Consider the following 25,822-nt stretch of genomic DNA (forward strand, 5'->3'; position numbering starts at 1 on the left):
GGAATCGTACACTCGCCGTAATGGACGATCGAGGCGACGATGGCGGCGTCGGCGCCGCCATCGGTAAAGGCCTCGAGCAGATGGCGCGGCTCGCCCGCGCCGCCCGAGGCAATCACCGGAATTCCCACCCCGTCCGCGATCATCCGGGTTATTTCCAGATCGTAGCCGGCCTTGGTGCCGTCGGCGTCGATCGAGTTGATGCAAAGCTCTCCGGCCCCCAGGCGTTCGCCCTCGCGCGCCCACGCGAAGGCGTCGCGCCCGGTCGGCGTGCGGCCGCCGTCGATTATGACCTCGTGGCCCGAAGGCAATCCGGCCTTGCCGGTGCGTTTGACCTGCATCGAGAGCACGATGCACTGGCTGCCGAACGCGCGCGCACCCTGGGCGATCAGGTTCGGATCGCGGACCGCGCCCGAATCGATCGATACCTTCTCCGCGCCCGCCAGCAGCACCGCGCGCATGTCGTCGAGCGTGCGGAGGCCGCCGCCGACGCTGAACGGGATGAAGATTTCACGCGCGACCGCGCGCACCACGTCAATCATGATCCCGCGCTGTTCGTTGGAAGCCGTTATGTCATAGAAGACCAGCTCGTCGGCGCCCTGCTCGTAGTAGTAGCGCGCCATCGCGACCGGATCGCCGACGTCGGCGTTTTCGAGGAAGCGGATGCCCTTGGTGACCTTGCCCGCGCGCACGTCGAGGCAGGGGATGATGCGTTTGGCGATCACGGCGTCAGATCTTCAGGCGGCAGAAGTTGTCGAGCAGACGCAACCCGGCGGCGCCGCTCTTTTCGAGGTGGAACTGGGTGGCGATGACGTTGTCGCGCGCGATCGCCGCGCAAAACGGGACCCCGTGATCGCTGGTCGCGATCACCACTGCCGGATCGCCGGGAACCGGGTAGTAGGAGTTGACGAAATAGAAGTGGGTGTTGTCGGGGACGCCGCCGAAAACCGGATGCGGGCGCGTCTGGCGCACGCGGTTCCATCCGATCTGCGGCACCTTGAGCGGACGGCCGTCCACCGCCGCGGGAAATCGCACCACGCGGCCCGCAACGATGCCGAGACAGTGCGCGTCGTCCTCCTCGGAGCGGTCGAGCAGCACCTGGATTCCGATGCAGATGCCGAGGAACGGCTTGCCCGCGCGAACGATATCGTCGCGGAGCACCTGATCGAGTCCGAGCGCGCGCAGGTTGTCCATCGTGGCGCCCGCGGCGCCGACGCCGGGCAGGATCGCGCGGTCGGCAGCGCGCACGCGCTCGGGGCGGTCGGTAACCTCGCACGGATGGCCGAGATGCTCGAGCGCCCGCGCGACGCTGGTGAGGTTTCCGGCCTTGTAGTCAACTATCGCGATCATCGCGGCTCTATCGGCGATGGGCTGCGGCGCCCGAACCAGCATCTTAGCCGGAGCGGCCGGCCCGCGCGACACCGTTTTTTCGCGATTGGCGCTCTCCGATCCGCGCTAGGAGCGGCGCAGCGCGCGGCCGGGGCGGGCACCGGTATGGCGGCCGTTTGCGACCACCGCGACGCCGTTGACGAAGACCTGCGCGATGCCGTCCGGATAGCGCTTGGGATCGCTGAAACTCCCGGTGTCGATTACCGTCGCCGGATCGAAGATCACAAGATCGGCAAAGGCGCCGGCGCGCAGCACGCCACGGCCGGCGAGGCCGAATTTCCGCGCCGGCATCCCGGTCATCCGGTACACCGCATCTTCCACCGTGAGCAATCCCAGCTCGCGCGCGTAACGGCCGAGCACGCGCGCAAACGTCCCGTACAGGCGCGGATGAGGCTTGCCGCCCAGCGGAATCCCGTCGGATCCGATCATGGTCGTCGGATGTCGCATCACGGTCCGCACGTCGCCCTCGTCCATCATGTCGAGGATCGCGATCGCGTTATGCCGCTCGTCGGCATCGACCTTGCGCGCGGCATCTTCGGGCGCGAGACCGAGCTGCGCAGCGATTTCCGCGATCGTGCGGCCCTCGTATTCCGGATGCAGCGGCGCGGAGGCGATCAGCACGCATTCCGGCTCAATCCGCGGGATTCCCCCGCCATCGCCCTGCGCGCTGAAGACGTTGTTGTGCAGCACCGCCGCGAGCAGCGTGCTGCCCGAAGTGTAAGGATACTGGTCCGCGGTCACGTCGAGGCCTTCGGCGCGCGCGTGCTCGATAAGTTCGATCGACTCGCGCACGCGGCCCCAGTTTCTTTTTCCCGCGGCCTTGTGATGCGAGATCTGGACGCGCGCGCCGGATTCGCGGCCGATCCGAATCGCTTCGCGCACAGCGTCGGGGAGGCCCGAGGCCTCGTTGCGCATGTGCGTCGCGTAAACTCCGCCAGCCGCGGCGACCTCGCGCGCGAGCTCGATAACTTCTTCCGTCGCCGAGTGCCGACCCGGCTCATAGATGAGCCCGGTGGAAAAGCCGACGGCGCCCGCTTCGAGTCCTTCGCGCACCATTTCGCGCATCGCGCGCCGCTCGTCGCGCGTCGGCGCGCGCCGCGCCATCCCCATCGCAGCGGCGCGGATCGTGTTGTGCCCGACGAGCACCGCGACGTTGAGGCTTGGCGGCGCGTCTTCGACCATTTTGAGATAGCCGCGATAGCCCTCCCATCCGGATATCGTCGCGGCGCCAAAAAAGATACCAAAGTGCTCGCGCACTGCCGGGTACGGAGCCGCACCCATCCCGCAGTTGCCGACCACTTCCGTGGTGACGCCCTGCATCAGCTTGAAGTCCATCGCGGGCGTGGCCAGCACCGCGAAGTCGTCGTGGCTGTGAACGTCGATGAAGCCTGGCGCGAGCGCAAGGCCGCGCGCGTCGATCTCGAGCGCCGCCGCGCTCTCGATTTCACCTACCGCCGCGATTCGATCGCCGCACACCGCGAGACTGCCATGAAACGGCGGGGCGCCCGTGCCCTCGAAGATCCGCGCGCCGCGGATGACGATGTCCCAGCGATCGGTGCTCATATCTAAAGCTGCTCGCGCGTGATTCGCGTCGGCGATAGAACGGCTTCGGTCACACCCTGCGCGGCAAGATCGGAGGGAACGCCGTGGCCAAGCGCGAGGCTCGCGCAAAGCCGCCCCATCGACGGCGAGGTCTCGATTCCATACCCGCCCTGGCCGGCCAGCCAGAAGAATCCCGCGACCCGCGGGTCATAACCGACGACCGGGCATCCGTCGGCGACGAACGAGCGCAGGCCTGCCCATTTGCGGTTGATATGTGTTACCGGAATTCGCGCCGCGCGCTGAATCCGGTCCACCGCGACCGCGACGTCGAAGTCGTCGGGCTGCGCATCGCACGGTTCCATCGGCGTCTGATCGGCCGGCGAGCCGAGGAATTTGCCCGCGTCGGGCTTGAAATAGAATTCTTCGCCGACGTCGATCACCGAGGGCCATTTGGCGATCTGCGCGCCGGGCGGCGGATCGAAAATAAATGCCGTGCGCCGCTTGGGCACGAGACCGATCGGCGCCGCGCCGGCCATCGCGCCGACCACGTCGCACCATGCACCGGCCGCATTGACCACGACCGGCGCGGCGAAATCGCCGGCTGCGGTCCGCACGCTCCACTTGTCGCCCTCGCGTGAGAGACCAGTCAGCTCGGCGCCGGTTATGAGTCGGCCGCCGCGCGCCCGCATCCCCCCGATGAATCCCCAGTGGATCGCGTGCACGTCCATGTCCATCGCTTCGGGATCGAGCACGGCGCCGGCGAGGTAGTCTTCTCTCAGCAGCGGCACGAGGCTGCAGGCGCCCTTCGCGTCGAGTCGGCGCACGCCGGCGATGTGCCGCGAGGACTGCGCAAAACTCTTTTCGAGCAAATCGGACTGGTCGCCGCGCCCGATCAGCAGCATCCCGCGCTCGGTCAGCAATGGATGTTCCGTGAATCCGGCGGGCGGGTTGAGAAAGAAGTTTTTCGCGCCGCGGCTCAGCGCGCGAATCACCGCGGGACCGTGGGTCTGGACGAAGAGCGCCGCGGAGCGGCCGGTCGTATGGTAGCCGGGCTGGCTTTCGCGCTCGAGCACCAGGACTCGCGCATGCGCCGCCAGTTCATATCCGGCCGATGCGCCCGCGATACCGCAGCCCACGACTATGAAATCGAAACTCTCCATCTTAAAAGCTCAAGCGGACCAATCGGCCGGCTTATCGGCAATCGTCCGTTCTCTTATCGCGCCGGGCGGCGAGAGCGGTCAAGCCGGTTGCGCAGCCACCGGCGTTCCGGCTAACGATCGCGGGCGGCGAGCGGCGGGGAGCTTTGCGATCGTAGCTGTCGCAGACGAGGATAATTGTAGAAGGAAAGACGGACTATTGAAGATCGCCTCTTTCAACGTGAACGGCATTACCGCGCGCCTGCCGAACCTTCTGCGCTGGCTCGCCGAAGCCAGGCCCGACGTCGCGTGCCTTCAGGAACTCAAGATCCCGCACGACCGGTTTCCCGAGGCCGCGATTCGCGAGGCGGGCTACGGCGTCATCTGGCACGGCCAGAAGAGCTTCAATGGCGTCGCGATCCTTGCGCGCGGCGCCGATCCGGTGGAGGTTCGCCGCGTCTTGCCGGGCGATCCGGATGATCTGCATAGCCGCTATATCGAGGGAAGAATCCAGGGACAGACCGGGGGCGTGCTCGTCGGATGCCTTTATCTCCCCAATGGCAATCCCGCGCCCGGGCCGAAGTTCGATTACAAGCTCGGATGGCTCCGCCGGCTCGAGGACCACGCCGAGACGCTCCTCGCCCAGAATTCCCCGGTTGTTCTGGCCGGCGACTACAATGTGATTCCCACCGAGCTCGACGTCTTCGCGCCGGAACGCTGGGTCGATGACGCTTTGTTCCGGCCCGAGTCGCGTGAGGCCTTCGCCCGGCTGCTCGCGCGCGGCTGGACCGACGCGCTGCGCAAGATGCATCCCGAGGAGCGCATATATACCTTCTGGGATTACTTTCGAAATCATTTCGGGAACGATCGCGGGCTGCGCATCGATCATCTTCTGCTCAGTCCCTCCCTTGCGCCGCGGCTCGTCGCTGCAGGTGTCGATCGCGAGGTTCGCGGCTGGGAGAAAGCGAGCGATCACGCCCCGACCTGGGCGCAACTCGCCGACTGACTTTAGCTTTGAGTATGTTGAATCATCTGAATTGAGGCCGACAAGATGCAGAAAACCAGGGTCGCTCTTGCCTTTTCAATAATGCCCGACAGTCCGCTCGAGAAGGTCATCGAGTGGACGCGCGAGGCCGAAGATATGGGCTATACCGCGGTCTTCATGACCGAGGCGAATAACGACTCGCTCGCCTGTTCGCTCGCGCTGGGAATGCAGACGCGGCGCATCGGGCTCGGCACCGCGATCACCAACATCTACCTGCGCCATCCGGCGCTGCTCGCCAACGAGGCCGCAACCGTCCATCAGCTTACCGGCGGACGCTTCATCCTGGGCCTCGGCACCGGCCACGGCGAGGGCAACTCGCGCCTCGGGATCGAAATGGGGCAGCCGATGGCGAAGATGCGCGAGACGGTGGTGACGCTGCGCAAGATGCTCGAGGGCGGCGGCACCGGGCCGAAGATCAGCGGCAAGCTGCCTCTCTATCTTGCCGGCGTTTCGCGCCCGATGGTGCGGATGGCGGGCGAGATCGCCGACGGCGTGATTTTCAATTTCTTTCCGCCCGCGCGGGTGCGCGAGGCGCTCGGCGAAGTCGCGGAAGGGGCGCGCGCGGCCGGCCGCGAGCCGGCCGCGGTCGAGCCGGTGCTGTTCGCGACCGCGTTCATCGCCGACGACCTCGAAGCGGCGCGCCGACCGGCGCGCACGCTGCTGTCGCGCTACGGAGCTCTGCGGTTTTACGGCAACATGATGGCGAAGGCCGGTTTCGAGCGCGAGATTGCGGTGATACGCGCGGCGCGCGGCGACGCCGCCGCCGCACTCGCCGCGGTGAGCGACCCGATGATCGACGCGACGCTGCTGGTCGGATCGGAGGGGCGGGTGCGCGAGCGGCTGGCCGAGCTGAGCGCGCCGGGCATCGGCACGGCGATCGTGTTCGTCAACCCGGTCAACGAGGCGCGCGAGGCCGCGGTGCGCCGCCTGATGCGGGCGCTACGTCCGTAGGAGCGCAGCACCCGCATCGGGCAGGTCGGCGGCCGCACGACGGCCACGCGGCAGCGGCGATCGCACTACGACGGCGACGCCGGCGCGGCCTCGCCGCCGCCCGGCTTCAGCATCGCGAAGAACCCGCGGATCCGGTTGTAGTTGACGCCGAAGTCGCCCTTCCCGTCGCGCGAGCGCGAGCGCATCTCAACCAAGCTGCTGTCGGGATTGGAGCCCGGGCGCACCTGGATCACGAAATCGTCGCGAAAGCGGAAGAGATACGAGGTCTCGACGCCTTCGATCGTATGCGTAGCCGGATCGACGAAGACGATTACCCATCCCGGATACGTGTTGGCCGCGGCTTTCACCTTGGCGAACGCGTCTTCGGGCTTCTCGTCGAGCCGCAGCGGATCGAGCTTCGGGTATTCGTTGCTCTGCACGGGCTGGAACTTGGCGCGGTCGTACTTCATCGAGTCCGCCGCCATATCCGGCGGTTTAACGAACTCCGGCGGGTTGTCGTAGTCGGTGGTGATGTCGTTGATCTCGGGATACGGCATCGACATCCAGCGCCACATCGTCAAGCCAACCGGGACGGCGACCAGCAGACCGAGCACGAAACCGCCTACGGCCTTGGGCCGCCCGGGCCTGCGCGCGGGCGCGGCGGTGCGCGCGATACCGATGAGGCCGAAGAGCATCGCCAGCACCCCGACGGCAAAGCTCAGCAGAAAAGCGAGAAAGCCGGTCATCGGCGGAACCAGCCCTAGATGGGCGGCTACGACGCCGATTCCCAGGAGCAGTACGGCAAGTATCGCGTCCAAGATCGAAAGCCAGGCCGTGATCATCGTCGTCTCTCCTTGTCTCAGTGCGGCATCGTCCGAACAAACGGGGCAGCAAACCGATCCGTTACAGCAGTCAAGGGCTAAATACAAAACGATCGCGCATCGTTCCGGTCGAAATTGCCCGTCACGCTTCGCTCGGATAGGCTGACGACAGAGGCCATCGAGCCTCTTCCCCCATCCATGAGAAGCACCGCAAACCGAATCAGGCTTTTGCGCGACTTGATGGCCGCGCAGATCGTCATTATCGACGGCGCCGCCGGCACCTCCATCCAGAACATGCATCTGTCGGCCGCCGACTTCGGCGGCCCGCAGCTCGAGGGCTGCAACGAAAACCTCGTACGCACGGTTCCCGACAAGATCCGCGAACTGCACGAGAGTTTCCTCGACGCCGGCGCCGACATTATCGAGACCAACACCTTCGGCGCGACCTCGGTCGTGCTGGCCGAGTACGGACTCGCCGGGCAAGCGCGCGAAATCAATCGCCTGGCCGCTTCGGTCGCGCGCGCCGCGGCCGACGCCGCCAGCACGCCCAGGCGGCCGCGCTTCGTAGCGGGCTCGATGGGACCGACGACCAAGGCGATCTCGGTCACGGGCGGAATCACTTTCGAGCAGCTGGCGGACACCTACCAGGAACAGGCCGAGGGTCTGATCGAAGGCGGCGTCGATCTGCTGCTGCTCGAGACGGTGCAGGACACGCTCAACTGCAAGGCCGGGCTTATCGGAATCGAGCGCGCGTTGGCAAATGCCGGTGTCGAGGTTGCGCTTGCGGTCTCGGGCACGATCGAGACGATGGGCACGCTGCTGGCGGGGCAGGACATCGAGGCCTTTTACACCTCGCTCGCCAATCGCGCGCTCATCTGGATGGGCCTCAACTGCGCAACCGGCCCCGATTTCATGACCGACCATCTGCGCACCCTCTCGGAAATCTGCCGCTTCGACGTCGCCTGCGTACCCAATGCGGGCCTGCCCGACGAGGAGGGCCGCTACAACGAGTCGCCCGACTCCCTCGCGCACAAGCTCGAGCGCTTCGTCGAGGCCGGATGGGTCAATCTGATCGGTGGATGCTGCGGGACCACGCCCGAGCATATCCGCGCGCTCGCGCGGATGGCCGAGGGCAAGCGGCCGCGCAAGCCGTCGAGCCTCCGCCGTTCCGCAGTCTCGGGAATCGAGGCGCTTGTGATCGACGAGAACACGCGCCCGGTGATCGTGGGCGAGCGCACGAACGTGCTGGGGAGCCGCAAGTTCAAGCGGCTGATCGCGGGGGGCAAGTTCGAGGAGGCGGCCGAGGTCGGCCGCCTGCAGGTGCGCCGCGGCGCCCACGTGCTCGACGTCTGCTTGCAGGACCCGGACCGCAACGAGATCGCGGACTTGACCGGGTTTCTCGAAATTGAAGTCAAGAAAGTCAAAGTTCCGCTGATGATCGATACGACCGACCCGGCCGCGCTCGAAGAGGCGCTCAAGCGCGCCCCGGGCAAGTCGATCATCAATTCGGTCAACCTCGAGGACGGCGAGGACCGGTTTCAGCGCGTGGTGCCGATCGCGCGACGCTACGGCGCGGCGCTGGTCGTCGGCTGCATCGACGAGGACAAGCAGCAGGCGCAGGCGATCACGCGCGCACGCAAACTCGCGATCGCCGAACGCTCGTTCCGGCTCCTGACCGAACGCTACGGCGTCGAACCCGAGGATATCATTTTCGATCCGCTGGTGTTCCCCGTCGGCACCGGCGACCGGAACTATATCGGCTCCGCCGTCGAGACCATCGAGGGCATCGCGCTCATCAAGGCTGCGCTCCCGCGCTGCAAGACCGTGCTCGGCATCTCCAACGTCTCCTTCGGCTTGCCCGAGGCGGGACGCGAGGTGCTTAACTCGGTGATGCTCTATCACTGCGTGCAGGCCGGGCTGGACCTCGCGATCGTCAACTCCGAGAAGCTCGAGCGTTACCATGCGGTGCCCGAAGAGGAGCGGCGCCTCGCCGAGGACTTGATCTGGTGGCGCGGCGAAGACCCGATCGCGGCCTTCGCGGGCTACTTCCGCGCGCGCAAGGCCAAGGCCAACGTCGAGCAGAGGCGCGCGCTGCCACTGGATGAGCGGCTCGGACTCTACATCCTCGAAGGCTCCAAGGAAGGGCTCTTCGAGGACCTCGACGAGGCGCTCGGCTCGCGCTCGGCGCTCGAGATCATCAACGGCCCGCTGATGCAGGGGATGGACGAGGTCGGGCGGCTGTTCAACGCCAACCAGATGATCGTGGCCGAGGTGCTGCAGTCGGCCGAGGCGATGAAGGCCGCGGTGGCCCATCTCGAGCCGCACATGGAGAAGGCCGAAAGCGCGAGGCGCGGGACGATCGTGCTGGCAACCGTCAAGGGCGACGTCCATGACATCGGCAAGAACCTCGTCGACATCATTCTCAGCAACAACGGCTACCGGGTCGTCAATCTCGGCATCAAGGTGCCGCCCGAGGAGCTGATCAAAGCCTGTAACGAGCATCGCCCCGACGTCATCGGGCTCTCCGGGCTTCTGGTGAAGTCGGCGCAGATGATGGTGGCGACGGCGCAGGACTTGAAGAGCGCGGGCATCCGGTGCCCGATGCTGGTCGGCGGGGCCGCGCTATCGGCGCGCTTCACGCGGATGAAGATCGCGCCCGAGTACGAAGGACTGGTCGCCTACGCCAACGACGCGATGGAAGGGCTCGACCTGGCCAATCAACTGATGGATGAAGAACGGTGCGCCGCGCTGCGCAAAAGCCTGGAGGCCGAAACGCAAAGGCTGCTCGCGAGCGCGGGCAAACCCGCGGCGCCTGCGCCGCGCGCCGGCCCCCGCGCCTCGAGCGTGCGCCAGGACGTCGAAATTCCGCTGCCGCCCGATTTGAAGCCCCACGTTCTCCGCGGCTACGACCTCGCCGAGATCTTCCGCTACATCAACCCGGTGATGCTCTATACACGCCACCTGGGGCTGCGCAACTACGAAGCCGCGCTCGCCGCGGGCGAGGCGCGGGCGCAGGAATTGAGCGCGGCGGTCGCCGCGGTCGAAGAGGTGATGCTCGCGCGCGCGGACATCGGGGCCAGCGCGATCTATCGATTCTTCCCCGCACGCTCGGACGGCGACCGCACCGTGATGGTATATTCGTCCGACGGCAAGACGGTGCTCGAGAGCCTGACCTTCGGCCGCCAGAGCGACGAGCCGGGACTCTCCCTTGCCGACTACATCTCTCCGCGCTCATCGGGCAAGACCGACTACGTCTGCATGTTCGTAACCACGATCGGCACGGGCGTGCGCGCTCTCGCCGAGGAATGGAAGGAGCGCGGTGAATACCTGCGCTCGCACATCCTGCAAATCCTCGCTCTCGAAGGGGCGGAGGCTTTCGCCGAGCTGCTGCATCAGAAGATCCGGCAGATGTGGGGATTCGGCGATCCGCCGGGAATCACGATGAAGGAGCTGCATCAGGCGCACTATCACGGCAAGCGCTTCTCATTCGGATACCCGGCCTGCCCGCGCCTTGAAGATCAGGAAAAGCTCTTCCGCCTGCTCGAAGTCGACAAACACGCGATCGGCCTCAAGCTCACCGAGGGCTTCATGATGGACCCCGAGAGCTCGGTGAGCGCGATGGTGTTTCATCATCCGGAAGCGCGCTACTTCAGTCTGTCCGCCGCCGATAGCGAGGCGCTCGAGCGCGAGTTGAGTCCCGCGCCGGCGGGCCCGCCGCGTGCGATAGCGTCGCGATAGAGACTGGCCCTCGCCACAATTTTGGCGACTGCCGCGCAGGCCGCTGCGGCGGATCTCGCGTTCGCGCGCGCTACGCGATCGGATACGCGGTAATGTCGGGCGCGCCCGCGCCACTTTTGCTTCTTGCCGCCATGGCGCCGGTCCGGTTCGCGGCTTGACGCTCGCTCGAACCGGATGATAATAATTATCATCCGGTAGGGCGGACAAATTCGTGTCGATTCAAGCCGCGGCGGCGACGCGCGCGCCAATCGCGCCGCCCGCCATTAACAACACACGCGTTCAGGAGATATCAGCATGAAGAATCTTAAGGGCACCAAGACGCACACCAACCTTAAGGAAGCCTTTGCCGGCGAAAGTCAGGCCAATCGGCGCTACCTGTACTTCGCCAAGGTTGCCGACGTCGAAGGCCAGCCGGAAATCGCGGGGCTCTTCCGTGACACTGCCGAGGGCGAGACCGGGCACGCTCATGGACACCTCGACTATCTCAAGCAGGTGGGCGATCCCGCCACCGACCAGCCGATCGGCGACACCATGGCCAATCTGAAGTCGGCCGTTCACGGCGAGACCTACGAATACACCAACATGTATCCGGGAATGGCGAAGACCGCTCGCGAAGAGGGCTTTGAAGAGGTCGCGGACTGGTTCGAGACCCTCGCCAAGGCCGAGAAATCTCACGCCGGCCGCTTCCAGAAGGCCACGAGCACGCTGTAGCAGCGCCGGAGCCATGCGAGGGTGCGGCGCGTACGGGCACGCCGGCGACCCGCCGCATGCTATCGTGATTGCCGTGATCCCGGCCCGCCGGACGCCGACCAGCATCCGGCGGGCCGCTGTTCGTCGGGTGCAAACCGCCGCGGGTCTGAAAGACGTTGACGCCGCGACCTCGATCTACCGTCTGGGAAGCGTTTAATCCAAATGCAACGGATCAAGTCCCAACCGACCGACGCACTTTCATATAATCCGAACGAGGCCAGGTACTGGGAGCGCGCGAAACTCGACCAGGAAATCGAGCGCGTCTTCGACATCTGCGCGGGTTGCAGGCTGTGTTTCAATCTGTGTCCCTCGTTCCCGCAGTTGTTTGACGCGCTCGACGCCACGGACGGCGACGTGCGGAGCCTGGGCGTGGCGCAAACGCGCCGGGTCGTCGATCTGTGCTACGGCTGCAAGCTGTGCGAGGTGCGATGCCCCTACACGCCGCATGACGGCCACGAGTTCCAGCTCGACTTTCCGCGCCTGATGCTGCGCGCGCGCGCGGTCGAGGGCCGGGAGAAGGGCGTCGGCAGGCGCGAGAAGATGCTGGGTAATCCGGATCGGCTGGGCAAGCTCGGCAGCATCGTTCCGAAGCTCGCCAACTGGGCCTGCCGCAGTCCCTTTCAGCGTGCGATGATGGAGAAGCTGCTTGGCATCTCGCGCGCCAAGCAATTGCCCGAGTTCGCCGAGGAGACCTTCGAGGCGTGGCTCAAGCGCACAGGCCTTCCGCCTGCGCCGCCCGAGCCCGCGGCCAAGGTCGCGATCTTCCACACTTGCTTCGTCAACTATTACAATCCCGCGCCCGGACGGGCGCTGGTCTCGGTGCTTGGGCGCAATCGATGCGCGATCGCGTCGCCCGGGCAGAACTGCTGCGGGATGCCGGCGCTCGACGGCGGCGAGGTCGCCTTTGCGCAGAAGCTCGCGCGCGCCAACGTGGACTCGATGCTGCCGCTGGTGCGCCAGGGCTACCGCGTCGCCGCGATCAATCCGACCTGCTCGCTGATGATGCGCAGTGAATACCCGCACTTGCTCGACAGCGCCGAAGCGCGTGAATTCGCCGCCGCCGTCGCCGATCCGCACGAACTGCTCTATGCGCTACGGCGCGAGGGAAAATTCGATCGCGATTTTCGCACCACGCCGGGCAAGGTCGCGTATCACGTGCCCTGTCATCTCAAAGCCCAGAACATCGGCCTGCGCTCGCGCGATCTCGTGCGCTCGATCCCGGGCGCCGAGGTCGTGACCGTTGACGCGTGCACGGCGCACGACGGCACCTGGGCGATGAAGAAGGAGTACTTCGAGCTCTCGATGAAGTGGGGCACAAAGGCGTTCGACGGAATGAAGAACGCCGAGGCCGAAGTGCTGGCCACGGACTGTCCGCTCGCCGCGATCCAGATCGAACAGGCGATCGGCGTGCGCCCGCTCAATCCGGTCGAAATCCTCGCGCGCGCTTACGAGGCCGACGGCTTCACGAGGCTCGTGCCGCCGCCGGAGCCGCCCGCCGCCCAAGAGTGAAGCAGGAGTCAAGCCGTGAAGCCGATAACTCCGCACGAAATTCTGCCGCTTACGACGTATGACCGTGTGCGCGCCCTACTCCGCCCGCTCTGTATCGCCGAGAAGGCGCGACGGCGCCTCGCGGTCGGCCCGCATCTCACGCTACTGTTCGAAAACCGCCAGACGATCTGGTATCAAATCCAGGAGATTTTGCGCACCGAGCGCATCTTCGAGGACGCCGCGATTAACGCCGAGGTCGAAAACTACAACGAACTCCTCCCGCGTCCCGGCGAACTCTCCGCCACCCTGCTCATCGAGTATGCCGACCCGGCCGAACGCGACGTCGAGCTTCCGCGCCTGCTCGGACTCGAACGCCATATTTGGATCGTTCTTGACGGACAGCGCATCGGCGCGCGCTTCGATGAACGACAAATGTCGCCGGATCAGATAAGCGCGGTCCAGTTCATCGCCTTCCCGCTCGGCGCGGATGCGACTCGGTTTGGCGATCTGGCGGCCGCGGGCAAGGTCGCGGTCGAAGCGGACCATCCGCATCTCGCTGTGCGCGCCCTCGTCCAAGCCCCACTGGCAGAAGCGCTGACTGACGATCTGCGCCCGGATTAGGGCATCCCTTCCCGTTCTCCCAGGACGCCTCTCGCGCGGCCTCTTGCCGGCCGAAGAGCGCTCGATGAAAGAGCGGCGGTTCGGCTCGCCTACGGGCTGCATTGCATCATATAATAGTTTGAGTTATATTGAAGCCTCTTATATGCGCCTAAAATGCGCAGCAACACATCGATGCGAAGTCCTCTTCTTGCGATAGAGCGCACGTTTATGCGGAGTATGGGTGCGTTGAGCGACTTTGTCCATTCTGCAAAACTGCTCTTTTTCTCGCTGAATCGAGCATCGTGATCGGCTGAATTGGACCGATGACCGCCACCGAGAAGCTCGCCATTTGTGCCGCGTCGGCGTTCGCGCTGGTCGTTGCGTTGACGCCTGCGGCTAAGGCGCTTGCGCTGCGCTTCAACCTCATAGCTTCGCCCTGCGAGGAATCCGGCCAACCGGAGCCGACGCCGGTGCTGGGCGGTGTGGCTATTGTGCTCGCGGTGATTGCAGCGCTCGGCCTTGTGGGCGAGTTGCCGTACTGGCTGACGGCCGGGATGGTGGCGTTACTGACGGTCGGCGTCCTGGACGATGCGGTCGCGCTCACACCCTCGCGCAAACTGCTCGCGCAGCTGATGGTGGTCGCGTTTTTCCTCTGGGCCGCGCCGGCTGCGCCCGAGGTCACGCGATGGCCGTTGGTTAACCTTGCCCTCGCGGGCTTTTTCATGGTCGCGGTGATCAACGCCTTCAACCTGATTGACGGGCTCGACGGATTGGCCGCCGGGGTCGGAATTGCCGCGACGGGTGCAATAGGGGTTGTCGCATGGTGGTCCCGTGACCTCGGGCTGGCTTGTGCGGCGCTCGCGGCGGGGGGGGACGCTCGGCGGCTTCCTGTTCTTCAACTTCTACATCTTCAGCGGCAAGGATCGCAGGATGCGGTTGGTCGGCTTCGTCGACGACGACGCGTTCAAGGAAGGCAAGCTGGTCCATGGCCACCAGGTGCTCGGCGCTTGACGATCTGTCGCGAATCTACCTGGCGACCGGGTTTCACTGGATGCTGATCGCCGCCGACGGCATTAGCGAAGACCGGCTGGCGATAGTCAAGGCCTTTGCCGATGCCCATCATTTGCCGCTCCAGCGCTTCTCTATCGGGGTCAATGAATTCGTTCCTGGCCTGGCCAATGCCAGCGACAACGGCGCCGGAAAGGGAGTGGTCGCAGAGTCTGCGGCGCCCGCCGTCGCGCGGCCCTCGGCCGCATAAGAGAATTGTCCGGTACTGAAACATCACCTTGCCGACAGGCTGTGGTTCGGCCCAAGCAGACCCGGGGACGGTAGTGCGTCTTGTCATCTTCTGGCATTGTAGAAGGGGCGGGGCTGCCCGCTACCGTGTTTAGGCGTATGGCAGGGGCGCGCGGGATCAGCGCTGAAAAGGGATTGGGAAAGGTTATGAACCGTGCGCGGAAACCAGTGAAGATCGTGCCCAAGGGCTGGGGACGCGAAGTCTGGATCGTGAACGGCGATCTTTACTGCGGCAAGATCCTCGAAATTCAAAAGGGCAAGCGCTGCTCGCTGCACTTTCACAAGATTAAAAACGAGTCCTTCTACCTGCGCACGGGCCGGCTGAAAATCCGGGTCAAGGAATCGCCCGAGGCCGAGACCCTCGAAGAGTTCGAGCTCGTCGCCGGCGAGTGCATGGACGTTCCGCAGGGACTGGTGCATCAGATGGAAGCGCTGGAGGACGCCGAATTGTTCGAATTTTCCACCCAGCACTTCGACAGCGATTCTCATCGCCTCGTTCGCGGCGACTGAACGGAATCGGACCGGAACACAGGGAAGCCATGGCCAAAGTTGCACTGATAACCGGGGTTACCGGGCAGGACGGCTCTTACCTCGCGGAATTTCTGGTCAAGCAGGGTTACGAAGTGCACGGCGTCGTGCGCCGGACCTCGAGCTTCGCCACCGGGCGTATCGACCACATGCGCAAGGGTTTCGGCCACGGCCCTTCGCCCCTCCAGCTGCACTACGGCGATCTGGGCGACGGCACGGGGCTGCGCGCGATCATCGAGCAGGTCCGGCCCGACGAAGTTTACAATCTGGCCGCCCAATCTCACGTGCGCATCTCTTTCGACCAGCCTGAATACACCGCCGACGTGGTCGGCTTGGGCGCGCTCCGGCTGCTGGAGGCGCTGCGCGATCACAACAAGCGCCACGGGCGCGCGGCGCGCTACTACCAGGCGGGTTCGTCGGAGATGTTCGGGCGGGTGGCCGAAGTACCGCAGCGCGAGACGACGCCATTTCATCCGCGGAGCCCATACGCCTGCGCCAAGGTTTACGCGCACTGGCAGACGATCAATTACCGCGAGGCGTACGGGCTGTTCGCCGCCAATGGTATCCTGTTCAACCACGAATCGCCCCGGCGCGGCGAGAATTTCGTCACCCGCAAGATCACCCGCAGCGCCACCCGCATCAAGCTGGGCCTGCAGGACAGCCTCGCGCTCGGCAACCTCGACGCGCGCCGCGACTGGGGCTTTGCCGGCGACTACGTCGAGGCGATGTGGATGATGCTGCAGCGGGAACAGCCCGACGACTACGTGGTCGCCACCGGCGAAACCCATTCGGTGCAGGAGTTCCTCGAGCGCGTGTTCGATCGGCTGAAGCTCGATTGGCACAAGTACGTACAGACCGACCCCCGGTATCTGCGGCCGGCCGAGGTTGACCTGCTGCAGGGCGACGCGTCCAAGGCGCGGCGCGTGCTGGGATGGAAGCCGCGGGTGAATTTCCAGCAACTGGTCGAGATGATGGTCGACTTCGACCTCGAGTTGGCCGAGCGCGAAAAACGCAGCCGCGGCCAGTAGCGCGCGGCGCCGTCCGATCGGCGCGCCGGCCGTTTTCGATTCATTCTCCGATCGCAACCGGTCCGGCCTTGCCCTCGACCGCCGTTTCGCGAAAGTATGGTTTGAGGCGGGGGGCAAGAATCTTCGACATGGCTGACCGGCGACGCAGATTTTCGGCCTTCATGGTGCGCGGCGCGATCGCGCGGCACTCGCTCAACGACGAGAGCGCGGCCTTCCCCGAAAGCTTCGCGCTGACGCGCCTGCACGACGCCGTGCAGTGGGCCCGCAAATATTCCTTTTTCACCTACCCTTTCGTCACTGCGTGCTGCGGAATGGAATATTTTTCGGTCGCGGGTCCGCGCTACGACATCGACCGCTTCGGCGCCGCGCTGCCGCGCTTCACTCCGCGTCAGGCCGATCTGCTGTTCGTCGTCGGCACCATCACCCAGCGCCAGGCTCCGATTCTGCGCCGCGTGTGGGAGCAGATGGCGGAGCCGAAATGGGTGGTTTCGTTCGGCGCCTGCACCAGTTCGGGCGGCCCCTACGACAACTATGCCGTGCTCCAGGGTATCGACCGCATAATCCCCGTGGACCTCTACATTCCCGGATGCCCGCCGCGTCCCGAGGCCGTGCTCGACGGACTGATCAAACTGCAGTACCGCGTCCAGAACGAACGCCAGCCGCAACTCTGGTCCACGCTCCATGGCAGCGGACGCAAGCTCGATTAACCCGGCGAAGGCCGCCGCCGCCGCCCCCAAAACCGTGAAGCTCACGGTCGACGGCCGCCCGCTCGAGGCGCCCGAGGGCACGCCGCTTTTGCAGGCGATGCTCGATGCGGGAATGGATCTTCCGCACTATTGCTACCATCCCAAGCTCAGCATCGACGGCAGTTGCCGGCTATGTCAGGTCAAGATCGAGGGGATGCCGAAGCTGCAGATCTCGTGCAACTCCCAGGTGCGCGACGGGATGGTGGTGAACACCGCGGATCCGGAAGTCGCGCTGGCGCGCCGCGGTGTGCTCGAACTCCTGCTCGTAAACCATCCGCTGGACTGCCCGATCTGCGACAAGGCCGGCGAGTGCTGGCTGCAGAATTACGCGATGCGCTTTGGGAGCCGTCATGCGCGGACGCTCGATCCGCGCCGCAAGCATCAGAAACGCATCGATATCGGCGAGCGCATGCTGCTCGACCAGGAGCGATGCATCCTGTGCCGGCGTTGCGTGCGCTTTTGCCGCGAGATCAGCAAGACCGGCGAGCTCGCGGTCTTCAACCTCGGCGACCGCTCGGTCCTCGACATCCACGATCGCCGCCTCGACAACAACTACTCGATCTGCACCGCCGACATCTGCCCGGTCGGCGCGCTCGAAAGCAAGGACTTCCATCATCGCATCCGCGTCTGGTTTCTCCAGGAAACCGCCAGCATATGTCCCGGCTGCTCCAACGGCTGCAACATCATGATCTCGGAGCATCGCAACCGCATCTGGCGGCTGACTCCGCGGCGCAACGACGCGGTCAACGACACCTGGATGTGCGACCCCGGGCGCCTGGAATACAAGCCGGTCGATGCCCCTGAGCGCCTGCGCTCGCCGATGGTCGCCGAGAACGGAGCGCTGGCGCAAGCCACCTGGCAGGGCGCGATCGCAACCGCAGCGGCCGCGATCGCCGCGCTCAAGGCACGCCATGGAGATGGCGCGCTCGGGGCGGTCGTGTCGCCCCATTTGACGCTCGAGGAGAATTTCCGCTTCGGGGAGCTGCTGCGCGCCGCCGGTGCGGGCAAGGCCGCGATGGCCGTGCGCAAGCGCGCGGCCGACGATTTTTTGATCAAGACCGAAAAAGCGCCCAACGCGCGCGGCGTGCGCGAGCTGGGCCTGGTGAGCGGCGAGGACGACGGGCTCGGCGAGCTCACGCGAGCTCTGGAAGCCGGCGAGATCAAAGGGCTGTATCTTTGCGGCGAGGATTTGCTCGACACGCTTGCGCCCGAACGTCTCGCGGCGACCGTAGCGATCCTGGGGCGGCTCGAACTGCTGATCGTGCAAAGCTTGAGGCTCGACCCCCGCCTTGCGGCGGCGGCGGCGGTGGTATTACCCGCCACCACCTTCGCCGAGAAGGACGGCTCGTTCATCAATCACGCCGGGCGCGTGCAGCGCATCTACCAGGCGATCGAGACGGCGCCGGGATGGCTCGGCGACGGCGAGATTTTTACCCGTCTGCTCAACGCGATCGACGGCGGCGAGCGCCGTTTCGATCCCGACGCGATGTGGGCGCCAATGCGACGGGCGGATCCGCGGTTCGCCGGGTTTTCGCTGGAGACCTTGGGGGCCAGCGGCGCGCTCTTGAATGGCGCCGGTGCGCAGAGTTCCAGCGTGCGCTGAAGCGCTTGCCGTCGGACGATCAATTGACGCACTCTGTGCTTGCCGACCGGCGCCGCGCGCCGGCGCAAGCCGCAGGGGGAGCAAAGGCTATGGCGAGCGCAGCCGTTTCCGAAGCGGGAAGCCTCAAGGGCTACGTCGCGACCCATCGCACGCTCGAGACCTATCCGGTCGGCGCGCATCGCTGGGCGATGCTGCTGCTTACCGTGCTCGCGACGATCGTCTCGTTTTACGAATTCCAGTTCGCGCCGCTGCTGCCGCTGTGGATTCCGACGCTGCACTTCAGCCTGGAAGACTTTACCGGCTTTTTATTTTTCGCGGTGCTGCTGTCGGGCGCGTCGGCGATGATCGGCGGACCGCTCGCGGATCGTCACGGCCGCATTATCGTCATCGACGTGTGCCTCGCGATCATCATCGTACTGACCTTTGCCAACCTGCTGATGACCGGGTTCTGGTCGTTCGTGATAGTCCGCGGCGCGATGAATCTTACCGCCGGGCTGATGTGGGGCGCCCTCGGAGGCCTTACCCGCGACATGTCGCCGCGCGTCAGCCGCGGCGCCGCCTTCGGCCTGCTTACGGTGGGCGCCGTAGGATGCATCTTCCTGTGGAATTTCATCAGCGGCGTGACGCTGCCGATCTTCGGCACCTGGCAATCGCAGATCTGGATCATGGGGCTGTTGTCGATCCTGATGTACGTCCCGGTCCTGCTGTGGCTCAAGGATCTGCACCCGAACCTGCGCCTGACGATCGTCGAGAGCGAAGCGGCGGTCGCGGCCGATCCCGCCGAGCACCTGCGCGAAGTGAGGATGGAGGTTCCGGCCAGCGGAAGCGCCGCTTTCAGACAGCTGCTGAGCCATTGGGAAGTGTGGGTCCTGGTCGTCGGCTCGGTGGCCTTTCTGACCCTGTCGATCACCAGCCAGACATTCTTCCCGGTGATGTTCAACCGGGCGTTCCATTACACTCCGGCCGCAGCGGCCAAGATGGCGTCCTACTTCTGGCTGCTCAACCTGTTCATGCTGGTGCCGGCCGGATGGCTCTCGGACAAGCTGCGGATGCGCAAGCCCCTGGTGCTCGTCGGCACGGTCGCCTCGATGGTGGTGCTGATCTGGTGGATTGAAACGTTCGCCAATCCGCTGCCGCCGTTCCAGTTGGGCGCGGTCATGTTTCTGCTCGGCGGGCTGGTCGCCTTCGCCTTCATCCCGTGGTGCGCGCAATATTCGGAGCTGCTCGAGGATATCGCGCCTGCTCTGCAGGCGAGCGGATGGTCGTTCTTCCAGTTGATCTATCGCGGCTGGATCGCGATCTCGGGCCCGCTGGTCGCATATGTTTCAAGCCATTACGGATGGGCCGCGTGGATGTGGGTGGCCGTCGCCGGCATGGCGACGCTGATTCCCGCGATGCTTGCGATCCGCGGCGGATGGGCGCCGACCAGAGCTGGACAGGGAGCGGGCGAGCACGCGGCGAGCGCAACGCGCCCATCGCCCGCCTGAGCCGATTCTGTAAGACTGATAGTGCGGTTGAAACTCCGGCGGTTTAAACTTCCGGGTTGACATCTGGGATAATTGACGCGAGCGAAATGGCGGTTCGAGTCGTAAAGGTCGCACGTCCGGCGTCAGGCCTGGTCGGGGCGCTGTCGCTGAGGGCGGTGCTGGTGGGGCTGTGGGTCGCGATGGCCCATCTGTTGCGCAATCTCTTCGGCTTCATGCGCGGCCGCCAGGACTTCACCGTATTTTTTCCCGAGCAGCGCTTCGTGCACGCGCCCGCGATGCGCGGGATGCCGGTGCTGGTGCAGATGGAGAACGGCAAGGAACGATGCGTCGCGTGCGGGCTCTGCGAGTGGGCCTGTCCCACTACCTGCATCACGATCTTCCCCGCCGAGACCGCCGACGAAGTCGAGCGTTATCCGGAAGTCTTCGACATCGACATGTCGCGCTGCATGTTCTGCGGACTGTGCGAAGAAGCCTGTCCGGAGGAGGCGATCGTGATGAGCCGCGAGGTCGAGATCGCAACCTACTCGCGCCGTGGCTCGCTCTGGCACAAGGCCGACCTGCTCGTGCCGCAGGAGCGGCTTAAGACCCGAACCGATTTTCTGCGCCGCCACTATGAATAAAAACCCATGAGCGCCGCCGAAGAACCGAAAACGCCTGCGCCGCCCCCGCAGCCGTCGCCGCTGCTGCTGAAGGTTGCCGAGCGGCTCGGCCCGCTGGTCGAGGACCATCAGAGTTTTCGCGGCGACGACTGTATCCATGTCGCGCGCGCGAACCTTCTCAAGGCGGCGCGCGCGCTGCGCAACTCGCCGGACCTCGACTTCGACATGCTTCTCGACGTCACTTGCGTCGATTATTTCGGCCAGCCCGACGGCTTTTATAACTCCCCGGAAACCTGGGATCGCAATCACAACCTGGTACGCAAGCGCGCCCCGTGGCGCCATCGAGTGAACCTGCCCGCGCGCGGCGACGCTCCGCGCTTTGCGATGGTCTATCACCTGGTCTCCACCCGCCTGCTCCATCGCCTGCGCGTCAAGTGCCGCGTGCCCGAGGACGATCCGACGATCGCGAGCCTGACCGAGCTGTGGGCGGGCGCCAACTGGCTGGAACGCGAGACCTTCGACCTCTACGGCATCCGCTTCGACGGCCATCCCGACCTTCGCCGCATCTATCTCTACGACGAATTCGTGGGCCATCCGCTGCGCAAGGACTACGCCAAGCACGACGAACAACCGATAGAGCCCTATGCCGGACCAGGAGCCAAAGAACCCCGCCGTCCCCGTTGACGCGCCGCCCGCCGTTGCCGCGGACGAACTGCATACGCCGACGATGCGGATGCAGATGGGCCCGTCGCATCCGGCGACCCATGGCACGGTCAAGATGGTGCTCGACCTCGACGGCGAGCGAGTGGTCAAGGCCGACATCCAGGTCGGCTATCTCCATCGCGGCTTCGAGAAGGAGTGCGAAACCGGCTACTACTATCAGAACATCCCGTACACCGACCGCCTGAACTACAGTTCGCCGATGCTCAACAACGTCGGCTACTGTCTCGCGGTCGAGAAGCTGATGGATCTGCGCACGCCGCCGCGCTGCGATTTTATCCGGGTGATCGCGGGCGAGATCTCGCGCATGAGCGATCACTACCTGTGCCTGGGCGCGATGGCGCTCGAGCTGGCGGCGATGACGCCGTTTCTCTACCTGATCGAAGCGCGCGAATTGATGTGCGACCTGCTCGACGCGCTCTGCGGCGCGCGCGTCACCACCAACTACATCCGGATCGGTGGCGTATCGGCCGACCTTCCCGACGGCTTCGATCGCTTCGCCACCGCGCGGCTGGATCGTTCGCTCGCCCTGCTCGACGACGCCGACAAGCTGCTTACGCAAAATCCGGTTTTTCGCGAACGCGTCGAAGGCACCGGCCATATGGCGCCCGAGGCGCTGATCGCCCACGGCGTGACCGGCCCGCTTCTCCGCGCCGGCGGCGTACCTTACGACGTTCGCCGCGTGCAGCCGTACCTGGTGTATGGGGAGCTGGACTTCGACATCCCGGTCGGCGAGCACAGCGACAATTTCGATCGCTACCTGGTGCGGCTCGAGGAATTACGCCAGAGCCGCCGCATCATCGCGCAATGCTTTGAAAAGATCCCGGCCGGGCCCGTCAACTCCGACGACCCGCGCGTGCGCTGGCCGCGCAAAGGAAAGGTCTTCGGCCGCATGGAGGAGCTGATCGATCACTTCAAGCTGGTCACCGAGGGCGGGCTGATACCGCCGGGCGAGGTTTACCACGCGGTCGAGGGCGCCAACGGCGAACTCGGCTTCTATATCGTGAGCGACGGCACCGGCAAGCCTTACAAATGCCGCTGCCGCGCGCCCAGCTTCTCCAACATGTCGGCGCTGGAGAAGATGATCACCGGCGGGATGCTCGCCGACGTGGTGCCGACCTTCGACCTGATCAACATGATCGGCGGCGAGTGCGACCGCTAGGGCGCTGCCGCGGAGAACCACGCAGGCGTGAGACACGATGGGCTTGTCGGCTGAGACCCGGGAAAAGATCCGCGCCGAGCAGGCGCGCTTTCCGAATCCGCGCGCCGCGCTGCTCGCGGCGATCTACCTCGCCCGCGACGATTTGGGCGCGCTCGGCTCCGAGGCGTTCGCGGAGCTGGCGCCGCTCTTCGGGATGCGCCCCGCTGAAGTCGCCGAGGTCGCATCGTTCTATTCGCTCTTCAACCTGCCCCGCGCCGAGGCGGTTATTCAGGTCTGCACCAACCTGCCGTGCTGTCTCCGCGGCGCGCGCGGCGTGGTGCGCGACCTCGAGCATCGGCTCGGAATCAAGGCGGGCACTGCGACGCCCGACGGCCGCTTCGCGATCGCCGAAGTCGAATGTCTGGGGTCGTGCGCGACCGCGCCGGTGCTCCAGGTGAACCGCAATCCGTACCTGGAGAACGTGACCAGGGATTTCGCCGCGAGCCTGCTCGAATCGCCCGCGACGGCGCGGGCCGCGCGGCGGCCGGCGCCGATCATCTCGCGCGTTCCGGCGGGCGTCGACGCCTACCTGCTGCCGCCCGGCGCCGAGAAGCGGCTCACGCTGGACGAATACCGCGCGCACGGCGGCTTCGAGGCGGCGCCCAAGGCGGGCACGATGGCGCCCAAGGACCTCGCCGCGCTGGTCAAGGATTCCAACCTGCGCGGCCGCGGCGGCGCGGGCTTCGGCACCGGCCTCAAGTGGACGTTCATGCCGCCGCGTGACGCACGCCCGCGCTATCTCGCGGTCAACGCCGACGAAAGCGAGCCCGGCACCTTCAAGGACCGCCAGATCATGTCGCGCAATCCCTTCCTGCCGCTGGAGGGAATCATGATCGCGGGGATGGCGATGGAGTCCACGGCGGCCTTTGTCTACATCCGCGGCGAATACGTCGAGGAATTCGCCGCGATGAGCGCCGCGATCCGCGCGCTCTATGACGCAAAAATTCTCGGCGACAACGCGCTCGGCTTCAATCGCCGCTTCGACATCACGATCCAGCAGGGTGCGGGCGCCTATATCTGCGGCGAGGAGAGCGGGATGCTCGAGTCGATGGAGGGGCGCAAGGGCCAGCCGCGCAAACGCCCGCCCTTCCCCGCGCAGGCCGGACTCTGGGGCCAGCCGACCACCGTCGACAACGTCGAAACGCTCTCGCACGTGCCGGTGATCGTAACGCGCGGCGCACAGTGGTTCCTCGATGAAGGCGTGAAGAACGCCGCCGGACATACGCTGTTCGGCGTAAGCGGCCACGTCAACAATCCGGGAATTTTCGAGCTCCGGCTCGGCGTGAAGCTGCGCGACCTCATCTATCAATACGCCGGCGGCGTGATTGGCGACCGCCCGATCAAGGCGGTGATTCCCGGCGGCGTCTCGATGCCGGTGCTGCGTGGAGATCAGATCGACGTCGCGATGGATCACGAATCGCTGCGCGCGGCCGGCACGCTTATCGGCACCGGCGGCGCGATCGTGATGGACGATCGCACCTGCATGGTGCGCGTGGCGCTGGTAGTCGCGCGCTTTTTCGAGCACGAGTCGTGCGGCCAGTGCACCCAGTGCCGCGAGGGCACCGGATGGACCTACCGGACGCTGCGCCGGATCGAAAGCGGCGGCGGCGAACCGCAGGACCTGCAAACCCTCGCCGACACCTTCGACTACATGGACGGCAAATGTATCTGTGCGCTCGCCGACGGCGCGTCGTGGGCCGCGCGCGCGTTCCTCAAACAGTTCCGCGCCGACTTCGAGGCCCATATCGCGGAGCATCGATGCCCCTTCCCGGAGAGCTTCGAGGTATGAGCGAGCACCGGCCGGCCCGCAACGCGATCGTCGCTATCCTGGGCACCCCCGACCGCACCGAGGGCAGCCTCGACGATCCGCGCGAGCGCGAGGAGAACGGCGTGCGCTTTAACGAGAAGTGGATCTACACGCACCTTCGCCGCGACCCGGCGGGCGCCGCGATGCGCGCGGTTTACTGGATGCGCTACGACTTTAGCGGGACCGTCGTGCGCAACAACGACGCCGAACCGTGGCGAGCCGACACCTCGCTGGTCGAGGCTGCGGCGAAACGCGACTCCCGCCTGCCGCCGCTCGATCCGGCGCATAATCCGCCGCTTGAGCCGAGCGCTAACTATCGCCCGGCGTCAGATTTTACCGGCGCGTCCCCGCTCGGGGGCGAACTCCAGGAAGAAAATCCCCGGAAAAAATCCTGACGAAGGCGGCCGCCCTCGACGCGGGGCCCCTCGCGCCTCCGACCCCGGGTGTCGGCCTATTCATGGCTCTGCGGTGGATTGCCCTTCAGCCGATAGACGATGCCGGTCTTGGTCGTGCCCAATGAAATCCAGTCGGCCGCGACCTCCTGCAGCCGGATGAAGAGGCGCCGCACGCGCTCCAGCGCCTTTTCGTGAAGATCGTCGCGGCGTTTGAACTTGCACTCGAACGAAAACTCGCCGACCAGCATTTTGTGGTCGCCGCGCTCGCGCCACAGTGCGGCATTGGACTTGGCTACGACGCCCTTGCCAAAGTCGAGCACGCCGAGATCCTGCAGCACCTCCTCGACGATCGTATGGTTCACCAGGTCGACCTTCTTGTTCGACTTTCTGAAACCAGCGAGCGCGGGAAAGAATTCCGCCAGCTCGCGGATGGACGTGCGGCCTACATCGCCGATCAGCTCAAATTCGGTGTTGTGCGAGTAGAGCAGGCGGTAGCCGCCCAGTTTCTCCTGAAGCGGCAGCGCTTCAGCCTTGAACTTGATCCGATAGTCACTCTGAATATTCGGACGCACGTCCATCTCGGCCGCCGTTTGAAGATCGGGATGGCGGAACTTGAAAACGATTTCCGGATTACCGACCGCAAAGCCGTCTTCATAGGAAATTCGGCGGCGCAGGATGAAGGAATTGTTGTAGAGGCTGAAATCCTTCGTGTCGAGGAAGACTACCTCACGGATGCGCGGCCGGGCGCCCTTGTAGTCCCGGGTTGAAAAACCGACCTCCAGTTCCTCGGCCGCGCGCCCGACGAGCTTGCCGAATTCATGGAAGGTCGGCGGAGAAGTGAAGCGCTCCGGTTTCAGGATCAGCTTGCTCTCGAGATAGTGCACGGTGTCGAGCGGATGCCCGTCACTGTACGCGCCCGGCTTGAGGGTCGGGGGTTCCTGCTGCTGTACGCCTTTGCCAGCCATAGATGCTTTTT

Annotated in this window: 24 protein-coding genes; 18 read left to right on the forward strand and 6 right to left on the reverse strand. The window is 65.4% G+C overall.

The genetic code is table 11. The features are described from left to right. From hisF to VMI09_01595, 4 genes are all read right to left on the reverse strand, one after another. Positions 1-722, reverse strand: a 722-nt coding sequence (hisF, locus tag VMI09_01580; protein HTQ23354.1) for an imidazole glycerol phosphate synthase subunit HisF, incomplete at its 3' end; no start/stop codon positions are given. Positions 723-726: 4 nt separating this feature from the next. Then, positions 727-1,347: an imidazole glycerol phosphate synthase subunit HisH gene (hisH, locus tag VMI09_01585; GenBank protein ID HTQ23355.1), complete on the reverse strand. Its 621-nt coding sequence runs from the start codon at positions 1,345-1,347 to the stop codon at positions 727-729. A gap of 105 nt (positions 1,348-1,452) precedes the next feature. Further along, the gene (locus VMI09_01590) at positions 1,453-2,949 is read right to left on the reverse strand and encodes a D-aminoacylase (GenBank protein HTQ23356.1); all 1,497 of its coding nucleotides are present in this window, start codon (positions 2,947-2,949) and stop codon (positions 1,453-1,455) included. Between the two features lie 2 nt (positions 2,950-2,951). After that, complete coding sequence (locus VMI09_01595; GenBank protein ID HTQ23357.1) at positions 2,952-4,088, reverse strand: FAD-binding oxidoreductase; 1,137 nt, start codon at positions 4,086-4,088, stop codon at positions 2,952-2,954. A gap of 196 nt (positions 4,089-4,284) precedes the next feature. On the opposite strand from VMI09_01595, the gene xth reads away from it, so the two are divergent. Continuing rightward, positions 4,285-5,070: an exodeoxyribonuclease III gene (gene xth / locus VMI09_01600; protein HTQ23358.1), complete on the forward strand. Its 786-nt coding sequence runs from the start codon at positions 4,285-4,287 to the stop codon at positions 5,068-5,070. A gap of 45 nt (positions 5,071-5,115) precedes the next feature. After that, a complete protein-coding gene (locus VMI09_01605) occupies positions 5,116-6,060 on the forward strand; it encodes an LLM class flavin-dependent oxidoreductase (GenBank protein ID HTQ23359.1) in 945 nt (314 codons plus the stop codon). Between the two features lie 65 nt (positions 6,061-6,125). On the opposite strand, the gene VMI09_01610 is transcribed toward VMI09_01605, so the two are convergent. Beyond that, on the reverse strand, positions 6,126-6,881 hold the full coding sequence (locus VMI09_01610) for a DUF1499 domain-containing protein (protein ID HTQ23360.1): 756 nt from the start codon (positions 6,879-6,881) through the stop codon (positions 6,126-6,128). A gap of 177 nt (positions 6,882-7,058) precedes the next feature. Here VMI09_01610 and metH point away from each other — a divergent pair, with 177 nt between their 5' ends. From metH to VMI09_01690, 16 genes are all read left to right on the forward strand, one after another. Beyond that, positions 7,059-10,598 carry a methionine synthase gene (gene metH, locus VMI09_01615; protein ID HTQ23361.1) on the forward strand — a complete coding sequence of 1,180 codons (3,540 nt, stop codon included), beginning with the start codon at positions 7,059-7,061 and terminating at the stop codon, positions 10,596-10,598. Positions 10,599-10,892: 294 nt separating this feature from the next. Then, positions 10,893-11,309 carry a rubrerythrin family protein gene (locus tag VMI09_01620; GenBank protein ID HTQ23362.1) on the forward strand — a complete coding sequence of 139 codons (417 nt, stop codon included), beginning with the start codon at positions 10,893-10,895 and terminating at the stop codon, positions 11,307-11,309. Positions 11,310-11,510: 201 nt separating this feature from the next. Next, on the forward strand, positions 11,511-12,857 hold the full coding sequence (locus VMI09_01625; protein ID HTQ23363.1) for a heterodisulfide reductase-related iron-sulfur binding cluster: 1,347 nt from the start codon (positions 11,511-11,513) through the stop codon (positions 12,855-12,857). A 15-nt stretch (positions 12,858-12,872) separates the two neighbouring features. After that, positions 12,873-13,457 carry a DUF3501 family protein gene (locus tag VMI09_01630; protein ID HTQ23364.1) on the forward strand — a complete coding sequence of 195 codons (585 nt, stop codon included), beginning with the start codon at positions 12,873-12,875 and terminating at the stop codon, positions 13,455-13,457. A 302-nt stretch (positions 13,458-13,759) separates the two neighbouring features. Continuing rightward, a complete protein-coding gene (locus VMI09_01635; protein ID HTQ23365.1) occupies positions 13,760-14,494 on the forward strand; it encodes a hypothetical protein in 735 nt (244 codons plus the stop codon). Beyond that, complete coding sequence (locus VMI09_01640; protein HTQ23366.1) at positions 14,488-14,694, forward strand: hypothetical protein; 207 nt, start codon at positions 14,488-14,490, stop codon at positions 14,692-14,694. Before VMI09_01635 ends, VMI09_01640 begins: the two co-directional genes overlap by 7 nt. 206 nt (positions 14,695-14,900) lie before the next feature. Further along, entirely contained in the window at positions 14,901-15,242 is a 342-nt protein-coding gene (locus VMI09_01645; GenBank protein HTQ23367.1) for a cupin domain-containing protein, read from the forward strand. 29 nt (positions 15,243-15,271) lie between these two features. After that, positions 15,272-16,288 (forward strand): GDP-mannose 4,6-dehydratase, encoded by a 1,017-nt coding sequence (gene gmd / locus VMI09_01650; protein HTQ23368.1) that lies wholly within the window; start codon positions 15,272-15,274, stop codon positions 16,286-16,288. A 128-nt stretch (positions 16,289-16,416) separates the two neighbouring features. Further along, on the forward strand, positions 16,417-16,995 hold the full coding sequence (gene nuoB / locus VMI09_01655) for an NADH-quinone oxidoreductase subunit NuoB (protein ID HTQ23369.1): 579 nt from the start codon (positions 16,417-16,419) through the stop codon (positions 16,993-16,995). Next, a complete protein-coding gene (locus VMI09_01660; protein HTQ23370.1) occupies positions 16,970-18,637 on the forward strand; it encodes a 2Fe-2S iron-sulfur cluster-binding protein in 1,668 nt (555 codons plus the stop codon). Before nuoB ends, VMI09_01660 begins: the two co-directional genes overlap by 26 nt. An 89-nt stretch (positions 18,638-18,726) precedes the next feature. Then, the gene (locus tag VMI09_01665; GenBank protein HTQ23371.1) at positions 18,727-20,124 is read left to right on the forward strand and encodes an MFS transporter; all 1,398 of its coding nucleotides are present in this window, start codon (positions 18,727-18,729) and stop codon (positions 20,122-20,124) included. An 86-nt stretch (positions 20,125-20,210) separates the two neighbouring features. Further along, positions 20,211-20,744 carry an NADH-quinone oxidoreductase subunit I gene (locus VMI09_01670; GenBank protein HTQ23372.1) on the forward strand — a complete coding sequence of 178 codons (534 nt, stop codon included), beginning with the start codon at positions 20,211-20,213 and terminating at the stop codon, positions 20,742-20,744. 6 nt (positions 20,745-20,750) lie between these two features. Beyond that, positions 20,751-21,407: an NADH-quinone oxidoreductase subunit C gene (locus VMI09_01675; GenBank protein ID HTQ23373.1), complete on the forward strand. Its 657-nt coding sequence runs from the start codon at positions 20,751-20,753 to the stop codon at positions 21,405-21,407. Further along, positions 21,367-22,605 carry an NADH-quinone oxidoreductase subunit D gene (locus VMI09_01680; protein HTQ23374.1) on the forward strand — a complete coding sequence of 413 codons (1,239 nt, stop codon included), beginning with the start codon at positions 21,367-21,369 and terminating at the stop codon, positions 22,603-22,605. The genes VMI09_01675 and VMI09_01680 overlap by 41 nt, the downstream gene beginning before the upstream one ends. Before the next feature lie 37 nt (positions 22,606-22,642). Beyond that, entirely contained in the window at positions 22,643-24,433 is a 1,791-nt protein-coding gene (gene nuoF / locus VMI09_01685; protein ID HTQ23375.1) for an NADH-quinone oxidoreductase subunit NuoF, read from the forward strand. Continuing rightward, positions 24,430-24,846, forward strand: a complete 417-nt coding sequence (locus tag VMI09_01690; GenBank protein HTQ23376.1) for a hypothetical protein — start codon at positions 24,430-24,432, stop codon at positions 24,844-24,846. Before nuoF ends, VMI09_01690 begins: the two co-directional genes overlap by 4 nt. A gap of 56 nt (positions 24,847-24,902) precedes the next feature. Here VMI09_01690 and VMI09_01695 read toward each other — a convergent pair whose 3' ends face one another. After that, entirely contained in the window at positions 24,903-25,811 is a 909-nt protein-coding gene (locus VMI09_01695; GenBank protein ID HTQ23377.1) for a hypothetical protein, read from the reverse strand. Positions 25,812-25,822 lie beyond the last annotated feature (11 nt).

The sequence above is a fragment of the Candidatus Binataceae bacterium genome (assembly GCA_035500095.1).
Classification (GTDB): Bacteria; Desulfobacterota; Binatia; order Binatales; family Binataceae; genus JAKAVN01.

What these genes read in the sequence shown, in the direction of transcription:
- hisH (HTQ23355.1), bottom strand. Translation starts at nt 1,347, where the DNA reads ATGATCGCGATAGTTGACTACAAGGCCGGAAACCTCACCAGCGTCGCG.
- VMI09_01590 (HTQ23356.1), bottom strand. Translation starts at nt 2,949, where the DNA reads ATGAGCACCGATCGCTGGGACATCGTCATCCGCGGCGCGCGGATCTTC.
- VMI09_01595 (HTQ23357.1), bottom strand. Translation starts at nt 4,088, where the DNA reads ATGGAGAGTTTCGATTTCATAGTCGTGGGCTGCGGTATCGCGGGCGCA.
- VMI09_01605 (HTQ23359.1), top strand. Translation starts at nt 5,116, where the DNA reads ATGCAGAAAACCAGGGTCGCTCTTGCCTTTTCAATAATGCCCGACAGT.
- VMI09_01610 (HTQ23360.1), bottom strand. Translation starts at nt 6,881, where the DNA reads ATGATCACGGCCTGGCTTTCGATCTTGGACGCGATACTTGCCGTACTG.
- metH (HTQ23361.1), top strand. Translation starts at nt 7,059, where the DNA reads ATGAGAAGCACCGCAAACCGAATCAGGCTTTTGCGCGACTTGATGGCC.
- VMI09_01620 (HTQ23362.1), top strand. Translation starts at nt 10,893, where the DNA reads ATGAAGAATCTTAAGGGCACCAAGACGCACACCAACCTTAAGGAAGCC.
- VMI09_01625 (HTQ23363.1), top strand. Translation starts at nt 11,511, where the DNA reads ATGCAACGGATCAAGTCCCAACCGACCGACGCACTTTCATATAATCCG.
- VMI09_01635 (HTQ23365.1), top strand. Translation starts at nt 13,760, where the DNA reads ATGACCGCCACCGAGAAGCTCGCCATTTGTGCCGCGTCGGCGTTCGCG.
- VMI09_01640 (HTQ23366.1), top strand. Translation starts at nt 14,488, where the DNA reads ATGCTGATCGCCGCCGACGGCATTAGCGAAGACCGGCTGGCGATAGTC.
- gmd (HTQ23368.1), top strand. Translation starts at nt 15,272, where the DNA reads ATGGCCAAAGTTGCACTGATAACCGGGGTTACCGGGCAGGACGGCTCT.
- nuoB (HTQ23369.1), top strand. Translation starts at nt 16,417, where the DNA reads ATGGCTGACCGGCGACGCAGATTTTCGGCCTTCATGGTGCGCGGCGCG.
- VMI09_01660 (HTQ23370.1), top strand. Translation starts at nt 16,970, where the DNA reads ATGGCAGCGGACGCAAGCTCGATTAACCCGGCGAAGGCCGCCGCCGCC.
- VMI09_01665 (HTQ23371.1), top strand. Translation starts at nt 18,727, where the DNA reads ATGGCGAGCGCAGCCGTTTCCGAAGCGGGAAGCCTCAAGGGCTACGTC.
- VMI09_01670 (HTQ23372.1), top strand. Translation starts at nt 20,211, where the DNA reads ATGGCGGTTCGAGTCGTAAAGGTCGCACGTCCGGCGTCAGGCCTGGTC.
- VMI09_01675 (HTQ23373.1), top strand. Translation starts at nt 20,751, where the DNA reads ATGAGCGCCGCCGAAGAACCGAAAACGCCTGCGCCGCCCCCGCAGCCG.
- VMI09_01680 (HTQ23374.1), top strand. Translation starts at nt 21,367, where the DNA reads ATGCCGGACCAGGAGCCAAAGAACCCCGCCGTCCCCGTTGACGCGCCG.
- nuoF (HTQ23375.1), top strand. Translation starts at nt 22,643, where the DNA reads ATGGGCTTGTCGGCTGAGACCCGGGAAAAGATCCGCGCCGAGCAGGCG.
- VMI09_01690 (HTQ23376.1), top strand. Translation starts at nt 24,430, where the DNA reads ATGAGCGAGCACCGGCCGGCCCGCAACGCGATCGTCGCTATCCTGGGC.
- VMI09_01695 (HTQ23377.1), bottom strand. Translation starts at nt 25,811, where the DNA reads ATGGCTGGCAAAGGCGTACAGCAGCAGGAACCCCCGACCCTCAAGCCG.